At 35.2% G+C, this 17,018-nt stretch carries 14 protein-coding genes; 3 read left to right on the top strand and 11 right to left on the bottom strand.

What is annotated here, in order from left to right:
- Nucleotides 1-17: 17 nt before the first annotated feature.
- Genes gatB through pcrA form a run of 5 tightly spaced genes read right to left on the bottom strand, consistent with a single transcriptional unit; the run spans nucleotide 18 to nucleotide 7,516 of the window.
- Nucleotides 18-1,448: an Asp-tRNA(Asn)/Glu-tRNA(Gln) amidotransferase subunit GatB gene (gene gatB, locus BHY08_RS04710; protein ID WP_071456777.1), complete on the bottom strand. Its 1,431-nt coding sequence runs from the start codon at nucleotides 1,446-1,448 to the stop codon at nucleotides 18-20.
- The gene (gatA, locus tag BHY08_RS04705) at nucleotides 1,448-2,917 is read right to left on the bottom strand and encodes an Asp-tRNA(Asn)/Glu-tRNA(Gln) amidotransferase subunit GatA (protein ID WP_071456776.1); all 1,470 of its coding nucleotides are present in this window, start codon (nucleotides 2,915-2,917) and stop codon (nucleotides 1,448-1,450) included. Before gatA ends, gatB begins: the two co-directional genes overlap by 1 nt.
- A complete protein-coding gene (gene gatC, locus BHY08_RS04700; RefSeq protein WP_071456775.1) occupies nucleotides 2,917-3,222 on the bottom strand; it encodes an Asp-tRNA(Asn)/Glu-tRNA(Gln) amidotransferase subunit GatC in 306 nt (101 codons plus the stop codon). The genes gatA and gatC overlap by 1 nt, the downstream gene beginning before the upstream one ends.
- A 13-nt stretch (nucleotides 3,223-3,235) precedes the next feature.
- Complete coding sequence (gene ligA, locus BHY08_RS04695; RefSeq protein WP_071456774.1) at nucleotides 3,236-5,266, bottom strand: NAD-dependent DNA ligase LigA; 2,031 nt, start codon at nucleotides 5,264-5,266, stop codon at nucleotides 3,236-3,238.
- A gap of 6 nt (nucleotides 5,267-5,272) precedes the next feature.
- Nucleotides 5,273-7,516 (bottom strand): DNA helicase PcrA, encoded by a 2,244-nt coding sequence (gene pcrA / locus BHY08_RS04690; RefSeq protein WP_071456773.1) that lies wholly within the window; start codon nucleotides 7,514-7,516, stop codon nucleotides 5,273-5,275.
- Between the two features lie 134 nt (nucleotides 7,517-7,650).
- On the opposite strand from pcrA, the gene BHY08_RS04685 reads away from it, so the two are divergent.
- Nucleotides 7,651-7,977 carry an inorganic diphosphatase gene (locus BHY08_RS04685; RefSeq protein ID WP_071456772.1) on the top strand — a complete coding sequence of 109 codons (327 nt, stop codon included), beginning with the start codon at nucleotides 7,651-7,653 and terminating at the stop codon, nucleotides 7,975-7,977.
- Nucleotides 7,978-8,022: 45 nt separating this feature from the next.
- Here the strand turns inward: BHY08_RS04685 and BHY08_RS04680 are convergent, their stop codons facing one another.
- From BHY08_RS04680 to BHY08_RS04670, 3 genes are all read right to left on the bottom strand, one after another.
- Nucleotides 8,023-9,342 (bottom strand): DUF3329 domain-containing protein, encoded by a 1,320-nt coding sequence (locus BHY08_RS04680; protein ID WP_071456771.1) that lies wholly within the window; start codon nucleotides 9,340-9,342, stop codon nucleotides 8,023-8,025.
- Entirely contained in the window at nucleotides 9,332-10,315 is a 984-nt protein-coding gene (locus BHY08_RS04675; RefSeq protein ID WP_071456770.1) for a glycosyltransferase family 2 protein, read from the bottom strand. Before BHY08_RS04675 ends, BHY08_RS04680 begins: the two co-directional genes overlap by 11 nt.
- Nucleotides 10,316-10,534: 219 nt before the next feature.
- Nucleotides 10,535-12,865, bottom strand: a complete 2,331-nt coding sequence (locus BHY08_RS04670; RefSeq protein ID WP_071456769.1) for a DNA translocase FtsK — start codon at nucleotides 12,863-12,865, stop codon at nucleotides 10,535-10,537.
- A 366-nt stretch (nucleotides 12,866-13,231) separates the two neighbouring features.
- On the opposite strand from BHY08_RS04670, the gene sstT reads away from it, so the two are divergent.
- On the top strand, nucleotides 13,232-14,476 hold the full coding sequence (gene sstT / locus BHY08_RS04665; RefSeq protein WP_071456768.1) for a serine/threonine transporter SstT: 1,245 nt from the start codon (nucleotides 13,232-13,234) through the stop codon (nucleotides 14,474-14,476).
- A gap of 404 nt (nucleotides 14,477-14,880) precedes the next feature.
- Here the strand turns inward: sstT and BHY08_RS04660 are convergent, their stop codons facing one another.
- The 3 genes from BHY08_RS04660 to BHY08_RS04650 all read right to left on the bottom strand — a co-directional run bounded on the left by BHY08_RS04660 (nucleotide 14,881) and on the right by BHY08_RS04650 (nucleotide 16,038).
- On the bottom strand, nucleotides 14,881-15,330 hold the full coding sequence (locus BHY08_RS04660) for a GatB/YqeY domain-containing protein (RefSeq protein WP_071457832.1): 450 nt from the start codon (nucleotides 15,328-15,330) through the stop codon (nucleotides 14,881-14,883).
- Between the two features lie 23 nt (nucleotides 15,331-15,353).
- Nucleotides 15,354-15,530, bottom strand: coding sequence for a 30S ribosomal protein S21 (gene rpsU, locus BHY08_RS04655; RefSeq protein WP_071456767.1), 177 nt, complete (start codon nucleotides 15,528-15,530; stop codon nucleotides 15,354-15,356).
- A gap of 115 nt (nucleotides 15,531-15,645) precedes the next feature.
- Nucleotides 15,646-16,038, bottom strand: coding sequence for a Fur family transcriptional regulator (locus BHY08_RS04650; RefSeq protein ID WP_118250190.1), 393 nt, complete (start codon nucleotides 16,036-16,038; stop codon nucleotides 15,646-15,648).
- 126 nt (nucleotides 16,039-16,164) lie between these two features.
- On the opposite strand from BHY08_RS04650, the gene BHY08_RS04645 reads away from it, so the two are divergent.
- Nucleotides 16,165-16,998 (top strand): pyruvate, water dikinase regulatory protein, encoded by an 834-nt coding sequence (locus BHY08_RS04645; protein WP_071456765.1) that lies wholly within the window; start codon nucleotides 16,165-16,167, stop codon nucleotides 16,996-16,998.
- Nucleotides 16,999-17,018: the final 20 nt, after the last annotated feature.

The raw sequence follows: 17,018 nt of genomic DNA, 5'->3' as shown, positions 1-17,018 counted from the left end.
TATCGAACGTTGTCAATTTAACGTTTCAATAATTCCTCTTTTAATAATTTATTCACGACTCCTGGATTTGCTTTTCCTTTTGTTGCTTTCATAATTTGACCGACTAAGAAACCAACGGCACGATCTTTTCCATTTTTAAAGTCTTCGATTGACTGTTCATTTTTATCTAATACCTCGTTAATCATTGGTAATAATTGTGCTGGATCAGACAATTGGACTAATCCTTTTGCTTCAACAACTTCTTTAGCGTCGCCACCGTTTTCGATTAATTCTTTAAAGACTTTTTTCGCAATTTTAGAACTAATTGTTCCATCAGCGATTAAGTTAATCATACCAGCAAGATTTTCTGGTGTTAGTTTTGTTTTAAGTAACTCTAAGTGCTCGCTATTTAAGTAAGCTGATACTTCACCCATTAACCAGTTAGAGGCTTGTTTGGCATCTGCTCCGTTATTCACTGTGGCATCAAAGAAGTCAGACATATCACTAGATAGAGTCAATACCATTGCATCATATTCAGGTAAACCAAGTTCACTCACATAACGAATACGTCTAGCAGCTGGCATCTCTGGTAATGATGCTCTCATTTCTTCCACCCATTCTTCACTAATATCAATTGATGGAATATCTGGTTCTGGGAAGTAACGGTAATCACTTGCTCCTTCTTTAACACGCATCAAGATAGTTGATTTAGTTGATTCATCATAACGACGTGTTTCTTGTTGGATAATACCACCTGACATTAAAACTTTTGCTTGACGTTGTTCTTCAAAAGCAAGTCCTTGTTTCACGTAGTTTAGTGAGTTCAAGTTTTTAAGTTCTGCTTTTGTTCCAAACTTTTCTTGTCCATAAGGTCTTAGAGAAATGTTCGCGTCACAACGCATTGACCCTTCTTCCATTTTCACATCACTGACACCAGTAAATTGGATGATTGAACGAATGGCTTCTAAATAAGCATAAGCTTCTTCAGGTGAGCGCATATCTGCTTCAGATACAATCTCAATAAGTGGTGTGCCTTGACGGTTTAAATCGACATATGAATAACCATCAGTACCATGAATATTTTTACCCGCATCTTCCTCTAAATGCACGCGTTCAATACGGATTTTTTTCTTTTTACCTTCTACTTCGATTTCAACCCAACCATCATAGCCGATTGGTTTGTCATCTTGAGAAATTTGATAGGCTTTTGGATTATCTGGATAAAAATAGTTTTTTCTATCAAAATTTGTGTGACGGTTGATTTTACAGTTAAGTGCTAAAGCGGCTTTCATACCATATTCAAGTGCGCCTCTATTTAAAACAGGTAAAACACCTGGCATTGAAAAATCAATCACGTTTGTATTCGTATTTGGGTCTGCACCAAAGTGAGCGGCAGACGTTGAAAAGATTTTTGATTCGGTTTTTAATTCCACATGGACTTCTAACCCAATGACTGTTTCAAAATTCACTATGCTTTACCTCCTAAAATAACAGGTTGTTTTTTATGGAAATCAGTTGCTTGTTCAAACGCATACGCTGCTTGATACATTTTTTCTTCATCAAAATGATTTCCGATTAATTGAATTCCAATTGGCAATCCTTCAGAAAATCCGCCAGGAACACTCATACCTGGTAAACCAGCTAAGTTAACTGGAATGGTTAAGATATCACGCATATATGCTGTGATTGGATCATCTTGAGCGGCACCAAATTCAAATGCCACAGTTGGTGATACTGGTCCTAAAATCAAGTCGTAGTTTTCAAAGACTTTTTTAAAGTCATTGACAATCAAGGTACGAACTTGTCCAGCTTTTCTAAAGTATGCATCATAAAATCCGGCACTTAGAGAGAATGTTCCAAGCATAATACGACGTTTCACTTCTGAACCAAATCCTTCAGAACGTGAGTTAACATATACGTCTTCTAAGTTTGAAATATTTTCTGAACGGTAACCATAGCGAATACCATCAAAACGTTGTAAGTTTGATGATGCTTCTGATGAGGCAATGATATAGTAAACTTCCACGCCATAAACCGCATTTGGTAAACTAACTTCGTCTACAGTTGCACCAAGCGCTTCAAATGTTTTCACCGCTTCTTTTACTGCTTGACGAATATCAGGATGAACCCCTTCACCCATGAATTCTTTTGGTACACCAATTTTCATTCCTTTGATGTCTTGACCAATTAAGTTTGTAAAATCTGGTGTGTCACGACGAGAACTTGTGCTATCTTTTGCATCATGACCAGAAATCGCATTTAAAATCATCGCATTGTCTTCTACTGTACGAGTCATCGGACCAATTTGATCTAAACTTGATGAAAAGGCAATTAACCCATAACGAGACACGCGTCCATAAGTAGGTTTCATCCCCACGATGCCGTTAAATGACGCTGGTTGACGGATACTTCCACCTGTATCACTACCTAAAGAAGCAGGAACTTGTCCAGCTGCCACACTCGCAGCAGACCCACCTGAAGAGCCACCAGGTACTTTTGTTTGGTCCCATGCATTTTTTGTTTTCTTGAAGTACGACGTTTCAGTTGAAGAACCCATCGCAAACTCGTCCATGTTTAATTTACCCATAGACACCAGTCCAGCTGATTCTAATTTTTCTACTGCCGTCGCAGAATAGATTGGGTTAAAGTTGTACAACATTTTACTTGCTGCGGTTGTTAACACGGCTTTTGTCACGATATTATCTTTAATCCCAATTGGAATACCTGCTAAAGGTGTTAAATCACTACGTGGTGACTCATCAATTTTTTTCGCTTCTGCTAATGCTTTTTCTTCACTTAATGTGATAAAGGCATCAATCGTTGGCTCTGTTTCTTTGATGTAATCAAAACCACTTTTCACAACCTCTTGTGAGCTTAATTCTTTTTTATTTAATGCCTCACTTAGTTGTTTTACTGTTAATTGTTGTAACTCAGTCATTATGCTCCTGCCTCCCCGTTATCCATAATTGCTGGCACTTTAATGTAACCATCTTGTGTTTCAGGAACATTGCTAAATAATTCGTCACGGCTTTCACCTTTAATGGCGATGTCTTCTCTAAAGACATTTGTTTCTTCTGTCACACTTGAAGTAAATGGTACATCTGTTGTGTCGACTTGGCTTAAATTTGCCATCATGTCAGTGACTTTCCCTAAATGTTTTGTCATCTCATCTAATTCACTATCTAAAAAACGTAATTTCGATAATTTTGCTACGTGTAGTACTTCTTCTTTTGAAATTGTCATCAAAATTCTCCTTTTACTCTGTTTTATGTGACGCGTTTATGGCATCAACCATTTGTTGTTCACTCCAAACGTCAATTCCTAATTCTTGTGCTTTGGTTAACTTGCTACCAGCTTCCTCTCCAGCAACAACAATATCCGTTTTTTTCGACACACTACCCGTCACTTTTCCACCTAACGACTCAATCTTTTGTTTGGCCTCAGCTCGTTTAAATTGTGTCAAACTTCCGGTTAAGACAATCGTTTTATCTTTAAATGGGGACTCGATTGATGTGATGTCTTCTTTTGTCACACCAAGATACGTCATATTCACCCCAGCTTGTTTTAGTTTGTCAATTTGTTCCAATGTTTCTGGAATCGAGAAATATTTGGTAATACTATCAGCCATCACTGGTCCAATCGTGTCAATCGCAAAAATCTCTTCTTTATTTGCTTCGATAATTTTATCAATCGTACCAAATTCACTTGAAATAATTTTAGCAGCTTTTGATCCAACATGTTGAATTCCTAAACCAAACAACAATCGCTCTAATGAATTGCCTTTGCTATTTGCAATGGCTTCTAAAATATTATTCGCTGATTTTTCTTTGATTTTATCAAGCGTTAATAATTGCTCTTGTGTTAGATAGTATAAATCAGCGGCTTGTTTTATCAATTCTTTTTCATACATTTGCTCTAACACACGAGGACCTAAACCATCAATATTCATCGCATTTCGCGACACGAAGTGATTCAATCCTTCTTTAATTTGAGCTGGACAAGCTGGATTTAAACATCTTAAAGCAACTTCTGACTCAATGCGTTCCAACTCAGCATCACATGCTGGGCAATGTGTTGGAAACTCGTACGGCTGACTGTCTTCAGGTCGCTTATCCAACACAACTTGAGTGACCTCAGGAATTATATCTCCAGCTTTGTGAATCACAACTGTATCCAATAATCGAATGTCTTTTTCAGCAATCAAATCACAATTATGTAAGCTAGCTCGTGAGACGGTTGTTCCAGCTAGTTGCACCGGATCCATCACCGCAGTTGGCGTTACAACGCCCGTTCGTCCAACTGTCCACTCGATGTCTCGTAAGACTGTTTGAACTTCTTCAGCCGGAAACTTATACGCAATCGCCCACTTAGGTGCTTTTACCGTATAACCTAATTCATTTTGTGCATCAAAATCATTGACTTTAATCACGATACCATCAATTTCATAATCAAGCGTGTGACGTTTATCGCTAAATTGGACAATGTATTGCCACACGTCATCAATTGTGGCACAAAGTTCACGTTGATGATTGGTTTTAAATCCTAAACTATCTAAATAATCTAATGCGTCTGTTTGGGTTGTTAACCCTAATTCTTCAGGATTAGCAATCGTATATAAAAACGTACTTAACTGACGTTTGGCTGTCACAGATGAATCAAGTTGACGTAAACTCCCTGCTGCTGCATTACGGGGGTTCGCGAACACACTTTCGCCGTTTTTGTCACGTTCCTCGTTTAGTCTAACGAACGACTCTTTTGGCATAAAGCACTCACCACGAACGTCAAGTGTCACAGGTGTTTGTAGTGATAGTGGAATAGAGTGAACGGTACGCAAATTTTGCGTAATATCCTCCCCTACAACACCATCTCCACGAGTTGCACCTTGAACAAATTGTCCATTATCATAAGTCAAATTAATCGCCAGGCCGTCAATCTTCAATTCTACCATGTAACTAATGGGTTTGCTCGTGCCTTTTCTCACGCGTTTATCAAAATCACGTAAGTCTTTCTCGTTAAAGGCATTACTTAAACTCATCATTGGTGTCGTGTGCTCGACTTTTTGAAACCCGTCTAGTAATTTTCCGCCCACTCGTTGTGTGATAGAATCACTTGTTACAAGTTCTGGAAACTGTTCTTCTAAACTCACTAATTCTTTGTATAACTTATCATATTCATGGTCACTAACGAGTGGCGCATCTTTCACATAATAAGCGCGTGCCCATTCATTTAACGTGTGACGTAACTCGCCCACACGTTTTGTTGCTTCATCAATACCCAAAATGGTCACCTCTTTTTAATCTACTTTTGTAATTGGTGCAAAAGCGGCCAATAAACGTTTAATCCCTTGAGAAGGAAATGCCACATCTAACTCCATATCTTTGGCGTCCCCACTCACTTTAACAACCGTTCCAACGCCCCACGATTTGTGTTCGACTTTATCACCTGGTTGCCATGGTGCTTTTTCGCCACCTGTTTGTTTTTTCGCCGTAACGGCTGTTGTCGTTGGCTGTTGATACGTTGCACGACGGTATTTTTCACCAATCGGTTTTTGGCTAGCTACTTTATGCACAGCTCCAACTTTTTCTAACACGTCATCGTCAATTTCTTCTAAAAAACGTGACGGACGATTGTATTGCGTACGTCCATACAGCATACGACTTGATGCGTTCGTTAAGAATAATTGTTTTTCAGCCCGGGTAATCCCCACATAAGCTAAACGACGTTCTTCCTCTAGTTCATCACTTTCTAAAACCGCACGAGATAGTGGGAATATACTTTCTTCCATCCCAACTAAAAAGACATAAGGAAACTCAAGTCCTTTCGCCGCATGAAGTGTCATAAAGGTAACTTGACCTTGGTCTTCTTCTAATGAATCAATATCAGAAACAAGTGCTAAATCATTTAAGAATAACGCAAGTTTATCCTCATCGTTTTCACTTTCGTCTTCATAATCTCCCGCTTCATAACGCTTGTCAAATTCTTTGGTTACAGTTAAAAACTCTTCCAAGTTTTCTAAACGTGAATGAGATTCAAGCGAGTTTTGTTTCACCAAATCTTCTTGGTAACCACTTTTATCTAAAACTTGTTCAACTAATTCCGTAATTGTTAAAAATGGAATCATCTTTCTTAATTGCATAATCATTTGCCCAAAATTACCAAGCTCTTTTTTAGCTTTTCCGGTAATTGGTGTCAAATCAATGTCAACTGTTGCTTGAAGTAATGACCAACCATGCATATCAGCAAACTCTCTAATTTTTTCAATGGTTCCAGGTCCAATACCACGTTTTGGACTATTCACCACACGCTCAAAACTTAATGAATCCATTTCATTTGAAATCACTTTTAAGTAGCCTAAAATGTCTTTGATTTCTTTACGGTCGTAGAACTTATGTCCACCTACCATTTTATAAGGAATATTTGCTTTTAAGAACGTATCCTCAATCACACGGGACATGGCATTCGTACGATATAACACACAAAAATCGCCATATGAGCGTTGTTCTTGTTGTTTTAATTGTTGAATGGTGGTCACAATGTATTGCACTTCTTCTCGTTCAGAGTTAGCACGATAATACACAATTTTTTCACCTGATTGATTATCTGTCCATAATTCTTTTTTCTTACGGTTTTGGTTATGGTTAATCACACTATTTGCCGCTTGCAAAATATGTTTAGTTGAACGATAATTTTGTTCTAGTAAAATTGTTTTAGCATCAGGATAATCTGATTCAAAATCTAAAATGTTTTGCATATCAGCTCCACGCCAACCATAAATACTTTGGTCAGCATCCCCCACAACGCATAAATTATTAAAACGTTTCGCTAGTAAATTAACCAGCGTATATTGAGCATGGTTTGTATCTTGATACTCATCAACGTGAATGTATTGGAATTTATTTTGATAATAAGACAACGTTTCAGGACTTTCCTTAAACAAACGAATCGTTAACATAATCAAATCATCAAAATCCATTGATTGATTGTTGCGAAGTTCTTTTTGGTATCGCTTATAGCACGTTGCCACAATCTGCTCGAAATAACCAGTGTAGCGTTCTTCATATAATTCAGGCGTTAATAACTCATTTTTCGCCTGACTAATTTGCGATAAAATACTGCGTGGATCATGTTTTTTTGGATCAATATTTTCTTCTTTTAAAATCCGTTTAATCAATGTCTGTTGGTCACTAGCATCAAGTATGGTAAATTGACGATTGTAACCAATCAAATCGGCATCACGTCGTAACATTCTGACGCACATTGAGTGAAACGTGGATACCCACACATCTTCACCGACCGAACCAAGAATCGAAACCACACGTTCCTTCATCTCTTTCGCCGCTTTATTTGTAAAAGTGATAGCTAAAATATTCCAAGGATTAACCCCTTTTTCATCTATTAAATAAGCCACACGATGTGTTAGTACTCTTGTTTTTCCACTACCTGCACCAGCCATGATTAATAACGGGCCCTGTGTCGTTTGAACGGCAGCTTGTTGTTTGTCATTTAGACCTGCCAATAAATTATGTTTTTGCGTCATTTGGTACGAACACCCTTTCTGATCAAATCCTTTTCTATTATAGCAAATTCTTAAGATAATTTCTTTCTATTTTTCTTTTTGAATTGCTTAATTCGTTAATATAGATTACAATTTATGAAAAAAGGAGAGTAATAATGAGTCGTTTAATAAACGTAACCATAGATAGACCCATTGGCTACAAGAATGAGCAAGGGACTGTTTATCCGATAAATTATGGCCATGTCAAAAATATTATTGCCGGAGATGGTGAAGAACAAGATGCTTATGTCATCTCAAACACAGTCAATGGACCGATTGAATCATTTGAAGGTGTCTTGATTGCAATCGTCAAACGACATGACGACAATGAAACCAAATGGATTATCTCCGCTCCTGGTGAAACATATACAACAGAAGAACTAAGTGACAAAGTCCATTTTATCGAACAATACTTTGATACATCCATCTATTTGGTGGATTAAATACAAAAACTCCCTTACTCGTTTAACCGAATAAGGGAGTTTTTGTTAGTTGATTTTGTTAATTTTATCTACGTCATAGTATTTCGACTTCGTCACGTTTTGCCAATGATTTGGATTTGGACTTAAATCAGGTGTCAAATAATATGGACTATGATCATTTGTACTATTAATCGCTTTTAAGTTCAATTCTTTTTCACCTTTTGACTTTAATTCTTCAATGTATGCTTCACGTTTTGTATATTCATTATGAGTTCGTCTAACATCAACATACGTTGCACGATAATTAATTAAAAACAGTGGTACAAGAATAATGACATAGGCTAAATTCATTTTTTGGAATGTAGATAGTTGATCTTCAAAAATATTTTTAATTAATATTCCCATAGCAATGACTATCAACGTTTCGATACCAAAGTATGTTCTTTCATTAATATTTTGAATCCCTGCCATAATTAATGTACAAGCAGCAAGAACAGCTGTCATAAAAAATAAAACAGCCAAGTAATTTAATTCTCTATTTCGGTTTAAAAATATTGAAATACTTATTAATAATATAAAGACAAATATTTCAATATAGTATCTAGTTCCCATCGTAACAATGAAATGATACATATTTTTTAAAATAGGAATTTCTCCTCCACTTACTCGGTCTAATCTTTGCATTTGACCTGGAGCGAAAGTCATCAAACAATATCCAGCAAAAGAAGTCAACATGGTAATAATATATGGAATGACATGTGGACGCTTTTTATACATCCAGTATAGAATAAACCAAAATTGGAAGAATACGATTCCTGCCGATGTCGTTTCACTACACCATCCGGCGATTAATCCAACAATGGGGAAAATAAATTGATTGACTTTATAATCAAACAACTTAGGGTTACGATACGGTAAAAAAACTAATAAACAAATGACAGTCGTCCAAAGATAATTAAATGAACCATCCATCCATAAAACAGTTGAACCAAAAGCCGGTAAATAAAACCACATTACTACAAACATTGTCATAAACGTTAACGGATTAACTTTCCAACTTTTCTTAATCATGTATAACACTAATAAGATAAAAAATATGTAAACTATTGTATTTACGACGTTAAAAACTGGTTTTCCATATATTGTGAAAAACTGCATTAAAAAATGAGCTGGTATGCGTCCATTCATAACTTTGTAGTGAGCTGCTTGAGATTTTACAACCTCCATAAAACTACTAATTCTTGTTCCATCTGCAAAGGAATAATGGTAATTAAAATCATCTGACCTAAATGTCGTAAGAACATTCAGTTTATACATTAAAAATACTGCTGCTGCAATCACCAATATGCTGATAATTGGACTAATTTTTTTATAGTTAATCTTCAATATTCGTTTCCTCATTTCTTGCTATATGTTTATGTGTTTCTTCTTTTGAAATAAATTCTTGAACTAAATATGGTGGACGTCTTTTTACTTCAATAAATATTTTCCCAATGTATTCTCCAATGATTCCAATAAAAAATAATTGAGTCCCACTTAAAAATAAAAGCAATATAGTTAGTGTAGGGAATCCCGGTGTAGTACTACCATATAATATCGTAGTAATTAACGTATATATCAAATATAAGAACGAAAACAATGCAATAATAATTCCTGAATATAAAGAAAGCTTTAATGGTACAACTGAATCCGATATAATACCATCGATAGCTAATTTAACTAGCGATTTGAATTGCCATTTTGTTTCGCCTGCAAATCGTTCATTAGCTTCAAATGTTACTTCTTTCTTTTTAAATCCAATCCACATATAAATACCTTTAGTATATCGTTGTGTTTCTCTTATTCTTTTGATACTATCAATACATTTCCTATCTAATAACCTAAAATCCCCAACTGCTGGAATCACTGGAACAGAAGAAAAATGTGTCAGTATTTTATAATAAAGCTTTGAAAATTCTTTTTTGAAAAAAGATTCGCCATGTCTTGTTACTCTCTTACCGTACACATCTTGATAACCTTTTTCCCATTCAGTGATCATTTTAGGTATAGTGCTTGGCGGATGTTGCAAATCTGCGTCCATAATGATAATTGCATCACCAGTTGCATGATCAAACCCTGCTAACATAGCTATTTCTTTTCCAAAGTTTCTTGATAAGTCAACACATTTAACTCGACTATCGCTATTAGAAAGAGTCTTTATAATTTCAATGGACTGATCAACACTCCCATCGTTAACGAATAAAAACTCAAATTCATAATTCCTTGTATATTGATTTGATAATGCATTTAATTGAGTATACAACTCATTTAAATTTGCTGCCTCATTATACATAGGAATGCATATCGTAATTCTCTTCACATGAACAACCTCTTCTATTAGTATTATACCTTTGATATCATATCTCAAACGATTTATAAAGTCTATTTCAACCAAATAACTATCAAGCTAAATTTATTTTAAAAAGACACCCAAAGTTCATGATACAATAAAACAACCTATTTTAACATAAATTATTTTCTTTTTTCATAGTCAATATAAAATCCCCTTACTCGTTTAGCCGAATAAAGGAGTTTTGTTTTATTCTTCTATTACCTCATCATCACTATATGTCATTAAGACTTTTCTTGGTTTACTACCTTCTGAAGCGCCGACAACACCATGTTCTTCTAGTTCGTCAATTAATCGTGCTGCTCGGTTATACCCAATTCTAAATCGTCTTTGAAGTAGCGAGATACTAGCTGTTTGCATTTCAATGATTAGTGCTTTTGCTTCATCAAAGTATTCGTCCAATTCTTCAGTTGATGCACTGCTTGTTGGACTTTCAGACGGCATCATGTGTTCTTGATAGTCTGCTCCTTGTTGATTTGTCACAAACTCCACAATATGTTCGACTTCATCATCTGAAATAAATGCACCTTGCACACGAATTGGTTTATTTTCTCCCATTGGAACAAACAACATGTCTCCACGTCCAAGCAATTTTTCCGCTCCGTTGCTATCAATAATCGTACGTGAATCAATCCCACTTGATACAGCAAATGCAATACGTGACGGAACATTCGCTTTAATAATCCCTGTAATAACGTCCACACTAGGTCGTTGAGTAGCAAGTATCATATGAATTCCTGCTGCCCTTGCCATTTGCGCTAGACGAATAATCGCATCTTCGACTTCATTACTTGCGACCATCATCAAGTCAGCTAACTCGTCAACGATTACCACAATATAAGGTAAACTAGATTTATTTTCTCCGGTTGTTTGATTATGCTTTTTGACCATATCATTGTAGCCATTCATGTTTCGTACACCAAAACCAGCAAACAGTTCATAACGTCTTTCCATCTCTTCCACAACTTTTTGCAAAGCTTGCGCGGCTTTTCTAGGATTTGTCACAACAGGTGTCAACAAATGAGGCACACCATTATAGACATTTAATTCCACCATCTTTGGATCAATCATCATCATTTTAACTTGATGTGGTTTAGCTTTCATTAAAATACTGGAAATAATCGTGTTAATACACACCGATTTTCCACTACCTGTTGAACCAGCTATCAATAGATGGGGCATCTTCGTTAAATCTGCCGTCATCACTTCACCGGAAATACTTCGACCAAGTGGCACTTCAAGTAATAAATCATCATGATTGTTTTCAGATTCGACCACGTCACGAAATGATACCATACTAGTTGTTTGGTTTGGCACTTCAATCCCAATCAATGATTTTCCGGGAATTGGTGCTTCCATTCGGATATCTTTAGCAGCAAGTGCCAATGCTAAGTCATCTGTTAACCCCACAATTTTACTTACTTTAACCCCCACAGCCGGTTGGATTTCGAACTTCGTCACAGATGGTCCAAGACTTGCACGAACCACTTTTGCATCCACGCCAAAACTATCGAAAGTTTGTTCTAACACTTTGACGTTTTTTTCAACTAATTTGTATTCAGCACTCTGATCAGTTAATGGAATATCATTTAATAACTCAACTGGTGGTAATTCATAATCCTCATTTTCTTCCCCTTCAGGCAAGTCAAAAAACAAGGGTTGATCTTTTTCCACGTCATCAGTTTTTTGTTTTGGTTCTTTCTTAGGTCTTTCAACAGTTTGTTGATCGCGTTTTTTATAATGATCTTGATAACTATCAATCTCAAGTGTTAACTGTTCTTTCTCCACTTCGTCGTCTTCATTGACAACGAGTTCTTGTTCTTTTTTCTCATGCTCTGTTGATTCTCGGACACGATTTTCAGAAACTTTTGATCGATTTTTCTCATTCAGTTTTTTTTTTTCATCTCGCTCTACCTTTTTTTCTTTAAGCGAATGAAAAAAGTTTGTACCAAACTCAACCACCTTATCAGCAACTTGAGAAATACCAATATTTGATACCAACAATCCTCCAACAATCATTGCTAAAACAACGACGACGTATGAACCTGCTTTTGAAACTAAAAAATAAGTCACTGTGTAAAGTAAGGCGCCAATCATCCCTCCACCAACTGATTGCGTCACACTACTTGCTTTTATGTCTGAAGATATTTTTTGCCACGTCATCCCTAAAATATTCGTGTCACGACTGATTTGTTTGAACAAACCAATCTCTAAGAATAAGAGTAACCCTAAGAAAAATACCAGTAATCCCACTACTAGACTTTTTCGTTTAAACTTTGGGTCTTTACCCATCAACATCAATAGGGCACCATATACTATTAAATAAAGAGCCATTACTAAGTGCATGTTCCCAACAAAAAAACGAAACACATTAGTCATCAGCATCCCTAAAAATCCTAATCTTAATCCTCCTAAAATACCAAATACGATAAATGACAGACCGATTAAGAAATAGGTTGTTCGCTCTTGTTGTGCTTGCTGCTTTTTAGTAGGAGCTCTTTTTGTTTTCTTTTTTGCCATAATCTCTCTCCTTTAATTCATCATTCACATTATACTATATTTGTCTCAGTTTTTCTTGTCCTTTTAAAATTTCAAACAAACATACGTTCATCTCTTCCCTTTTGGTTCTTTTTGACCAAATCACAATCTTTTTTCTGAAAATCGAAAAAATTTTTTTAAAATTAAATCACTAATCTAATTGAACAAAGTCCTCTCTTTACTCTGATAAACTTTAATAAATCAAGCTGATTAAGATAGATTGGTACTGATAACATGACACATCAAAAAATCACCTTTAAAAAAATTTAAATTATTTTAAAAAGGGGTATTTCTTTTTGTGAATTTTTAAAGTATATTATATTAATATTACAAAAAGGAGAGAACGCTATGAAAAAGATTAGAGAATTATCATTAATCCAGAAAATCTGTATCGGTATTGTCGTCGGAGCAATTTTAGGGATGTTGGTACCTTCCTGGACTTGGATTAAAATATTAGGTGATCTCTTTATCGGAGCATTGAAAGCAATTGCGCCATTATTGGTATTTTTCCTAATCATCGAATCATTATCTAAGCATCAAAAAGGCATCAAAACGCATATGAAAACCGTCATTATTTTATATTTAAGTGCCACTTTTATTGCGGCTTTAATCGCTGTATTTGCTTCTGAGTTATTCCCAGTTAAACTAGTATTACCTGATGTGGTCGTTGATCAACAAGCGCCTGATGATTTATGGAAGATTTTGTCTGACATTATTATTGGGGCAGTAATGAATCCTGTTCAAGCAATTATTGAAGGAAATTATTTATCATTACTATTCTGGGGAGCGGTCATTGGAGCATGTATGAGAAGTGCTTCTGAAACAACTAAAAATGTGATCGCGGATATTTCTGGAACGATTTCTAAAGTGATTCAAATCATTATTCAATTTGCTCCACTTGGGATTGTTGGGTTGGTATTTAACTCTATTTCAGAAATCGGAATCAAAGGTTTAGCTGAGTACGGTAAGTTAATTTTATTATTAGTTGGAACGATGTTGTTTGTGTCATTCATCGTGTACCCACTGATGGTATTCTTACTATTAAAACAAAATCCGTATCCTTTAACGATGTTCTGTATGAAGGAAAGTGGTATCCCTGCCTTCTTCACGCGTAGTTCAGTGGTAAATATTCCAATCAATATGGAATTGTGTGAGAAATTAGGATTAGATAAAGAGTCATACTCTATCTCTATTCCTCTTGGAGCAACTGCTAACAGTGGGGGTGCTGCCATTACCATTTCAATTATGACACTAGCCACTGCTTATACAATGGGGATGGATGTTCCGTTTCCTCTTGCTTTTCTACTTTGTTTATTAGCAGCCATTTCATCAACTGGTGTATCTGGTATTGCAGGCGGAAGTTTATTACTTATCCCTCTAGCATGTAGTTTGTTTAATATCTCAAATGATATTGCCATGCAAGTTGTTGGGATTGGGTTCATCATTGGTGTGGTGCAAGATTCTGTTGAAACAGCTCTTAACTCTGCAGCCGATCTTTTATTTGCAGCCACAGCTGAATTTTATGATAAGAAAAAAGCTGGCGAAACCATTGATTTAAATGAACGCGTAAGAGAAGCTCAAAAATTAGTTTAACAAATAGACTCTATCATTTTTAAACACTGATTCCAAAAACCGTACAATAAGAAAATTCCATGACATTAGTTTATTAAAAACTGACTTCATGGGATTTCTATATTGCTAGTTTAGTGATTTTCATTTAATAATTACTTTTAAGTTAGCCTCTTTTTTAGGATACTATCTGTTTAATGAAATATTTCTTCTAATCTTTGATACAAACTTTAAAACCATCAATTCTTACAAACAGTAGTTGTCAAAGAGCCAAAAAAATCGAAAAAAGATGATAAATTTGAATTTACGTTCAAATTTATCATCTTTTAGTCTTGACTCATCCATCTAATTTTCTAGATTCCGAATTTTAACATTTTAATTTTTCAAAAATAAGTAACGAAAAATTAAAATGACCAATAAAGACATGTTTACAGACTAGCTAAACTTTCTTTTACTAAAGAATTAACTTTTTGTCCATCAGCTTTCCCCTTAGTTTTTGGCATGACAATCCCCATAACCTTACCAAAGTCCTTCATTGATGACGCGTCCGTTTCATCTATTGCAGACTCAATAATTGAACGCAATTCATCTTCTGAAAATTGTTCAGGCATATATCTATCTACAATTTTAATTTCGGCAGAAACTTTTTCAACCAAATCATCACGCTTGGCATCTTTAAATTCCTGAAGAGAATCTTTACGTTGTTTCATCTCTCTAGATAATACAGTTAATTCTTCATCTGATGATAAAGACTCACCTTTTTTAATCTCCTCATTTTGAATAGAAGATTTCATCATTCTTAAAACGGATAAGGTTTCTTTATCTTTTGCTTTCATCGCTACTTTGATATCATTATTTAACCTATCGAGTAGAGTCATAATATCAGATCCATTCATTAAAACTAGTATTTTTTACGTTTTCTTGCAGCTTCAGACTTTTTCTTACGTTTAACACTTGGTTTTTCGTAATATTCACGCTTGCGGTACTCTTGTAAAGTACCAGTTTTTGAAACGGAACGTTTGAAGCGACGAAGAGCGTCATCTAATGATTCGTTTTTACGAACAACAGTTTTTGACATATAAATCCCTCCCTCCAAACTTTTGGTAACCGTTTTTTATATAAAGTAATATTAAACAAAAAACTGTTCACAATATATTATATCTAATTGAGTTTTTCTCGTCAACTACCTAATGTTAATTTTTCAAACAATTCTCGCATTTACCTAGTATTTCAAACCGATGCCCTTCAATTGAGCATCCTGGTAATTGCTCTTTAAACATATCCATCGGGCACATATGAATTTCACGCGTCGCTCCACACGAGGTGCAAATAAAATGATGATGGTGTTCGCCGTGAACATCACAATGGAATCGGTATCTCTTCTCACCTTGTAAATCTGTTTCTTCTAAAATATTCAAATCTGCAAAGTCTCTTAAATTTCTGTAAATAGTATCATAGCTGACTCCTTTGTATTTATCGTTCATAAAATTAAACACATCAAGAGCTGCTACATAACGATTTTCATTAATAAGAAAAGAAAGTATATCCGAACGTTTTTTTGTATATTTCAGTCCATTGTCTTTCATTATTGCGATTGCGTGATCTAATTCTTTTGTCAAAATCTTTTCCCTCTCTTCATAATAATCATCGTTTGAGTTATATTATATGCTATAATTTAAGTAAAGTAAAAAAATTAAGGATGTGAATCATTTATGACAGATCAACGTATTAGTATATTTATTATTTCTGATTCTGCCGGTGAAACTGCGTCAAAGTTAGCACAAGCATCAATGGCGCAATATGAGGATGCTCAAATAAAAATCCAAATTGTCAAAAGAGCTTTCATCTATCATGAAGATGAACTAATACAAGCACTCGAAGAAGCAAAAGCAGTGAATGCTATTGTCTTACATACACTTGTTTCAAAAGATTTAGTTAACATAGCCAACAACTACGGAAAAGAGCATAATTTATTTACCATTGATGTATTATCTGGACTAGTTGATGAGTTATCAAATAGAACGGGATTAGAACCAAGTCGTTTGCCTGGTGCAATGCATTTTTTAAGTAAAAATTACTTCGAACGAATTAGTGCGATGGAATTTGCCGTTAAATATGACGATGGTAAAAATCCTAAAGGTTTTTTAGAAGCAGATATTCTTCTTTTAGGGGTGTCACGTACGTCAAAAACACCACTAAGTTTATTTTTAGCAAATAAAAACTTGAAAGTGGCTAATTTGCCACTCATTCCAGAAGCTCACATTCCACCACAACTTTGGGAAGTTGACCCAAAAAAAATTGTTGGTCTAACAAATAATCCAAAAGTCTTAAATCGTATTCGACGTGAACGAATGAAATCATATGGATTAAATCCCGACACGGCCTATTCTGATATTGATAAAATTAAACGTGAGTTAGAATTTGCTAATGATTTATATAAAAAACTCGGATGCGTCGTTATCAATGTGGCACAATTGTCTATTGAAGAAACAGCATCTATTATACTAAGCGAATTAAATATTGAAGACACCAGTTATTTTGGGTAAAAAAACAAGACGGCTTCTCG

Source organism: Vagococcus teuberi, assembly GCF_001870205.1.
Classification (GTDB): domain Bacteria; phylum Bacillota; class Bacilli; order Lactobacillales; family Vagococcaceae; genus Vagococcus; species Vagococcus teuberi.
The sequence above is the reverse complement of the archived record's forward strand: the minus strand, read 5'-3'. Positions and strand labels throughout refer to the sequence as shown.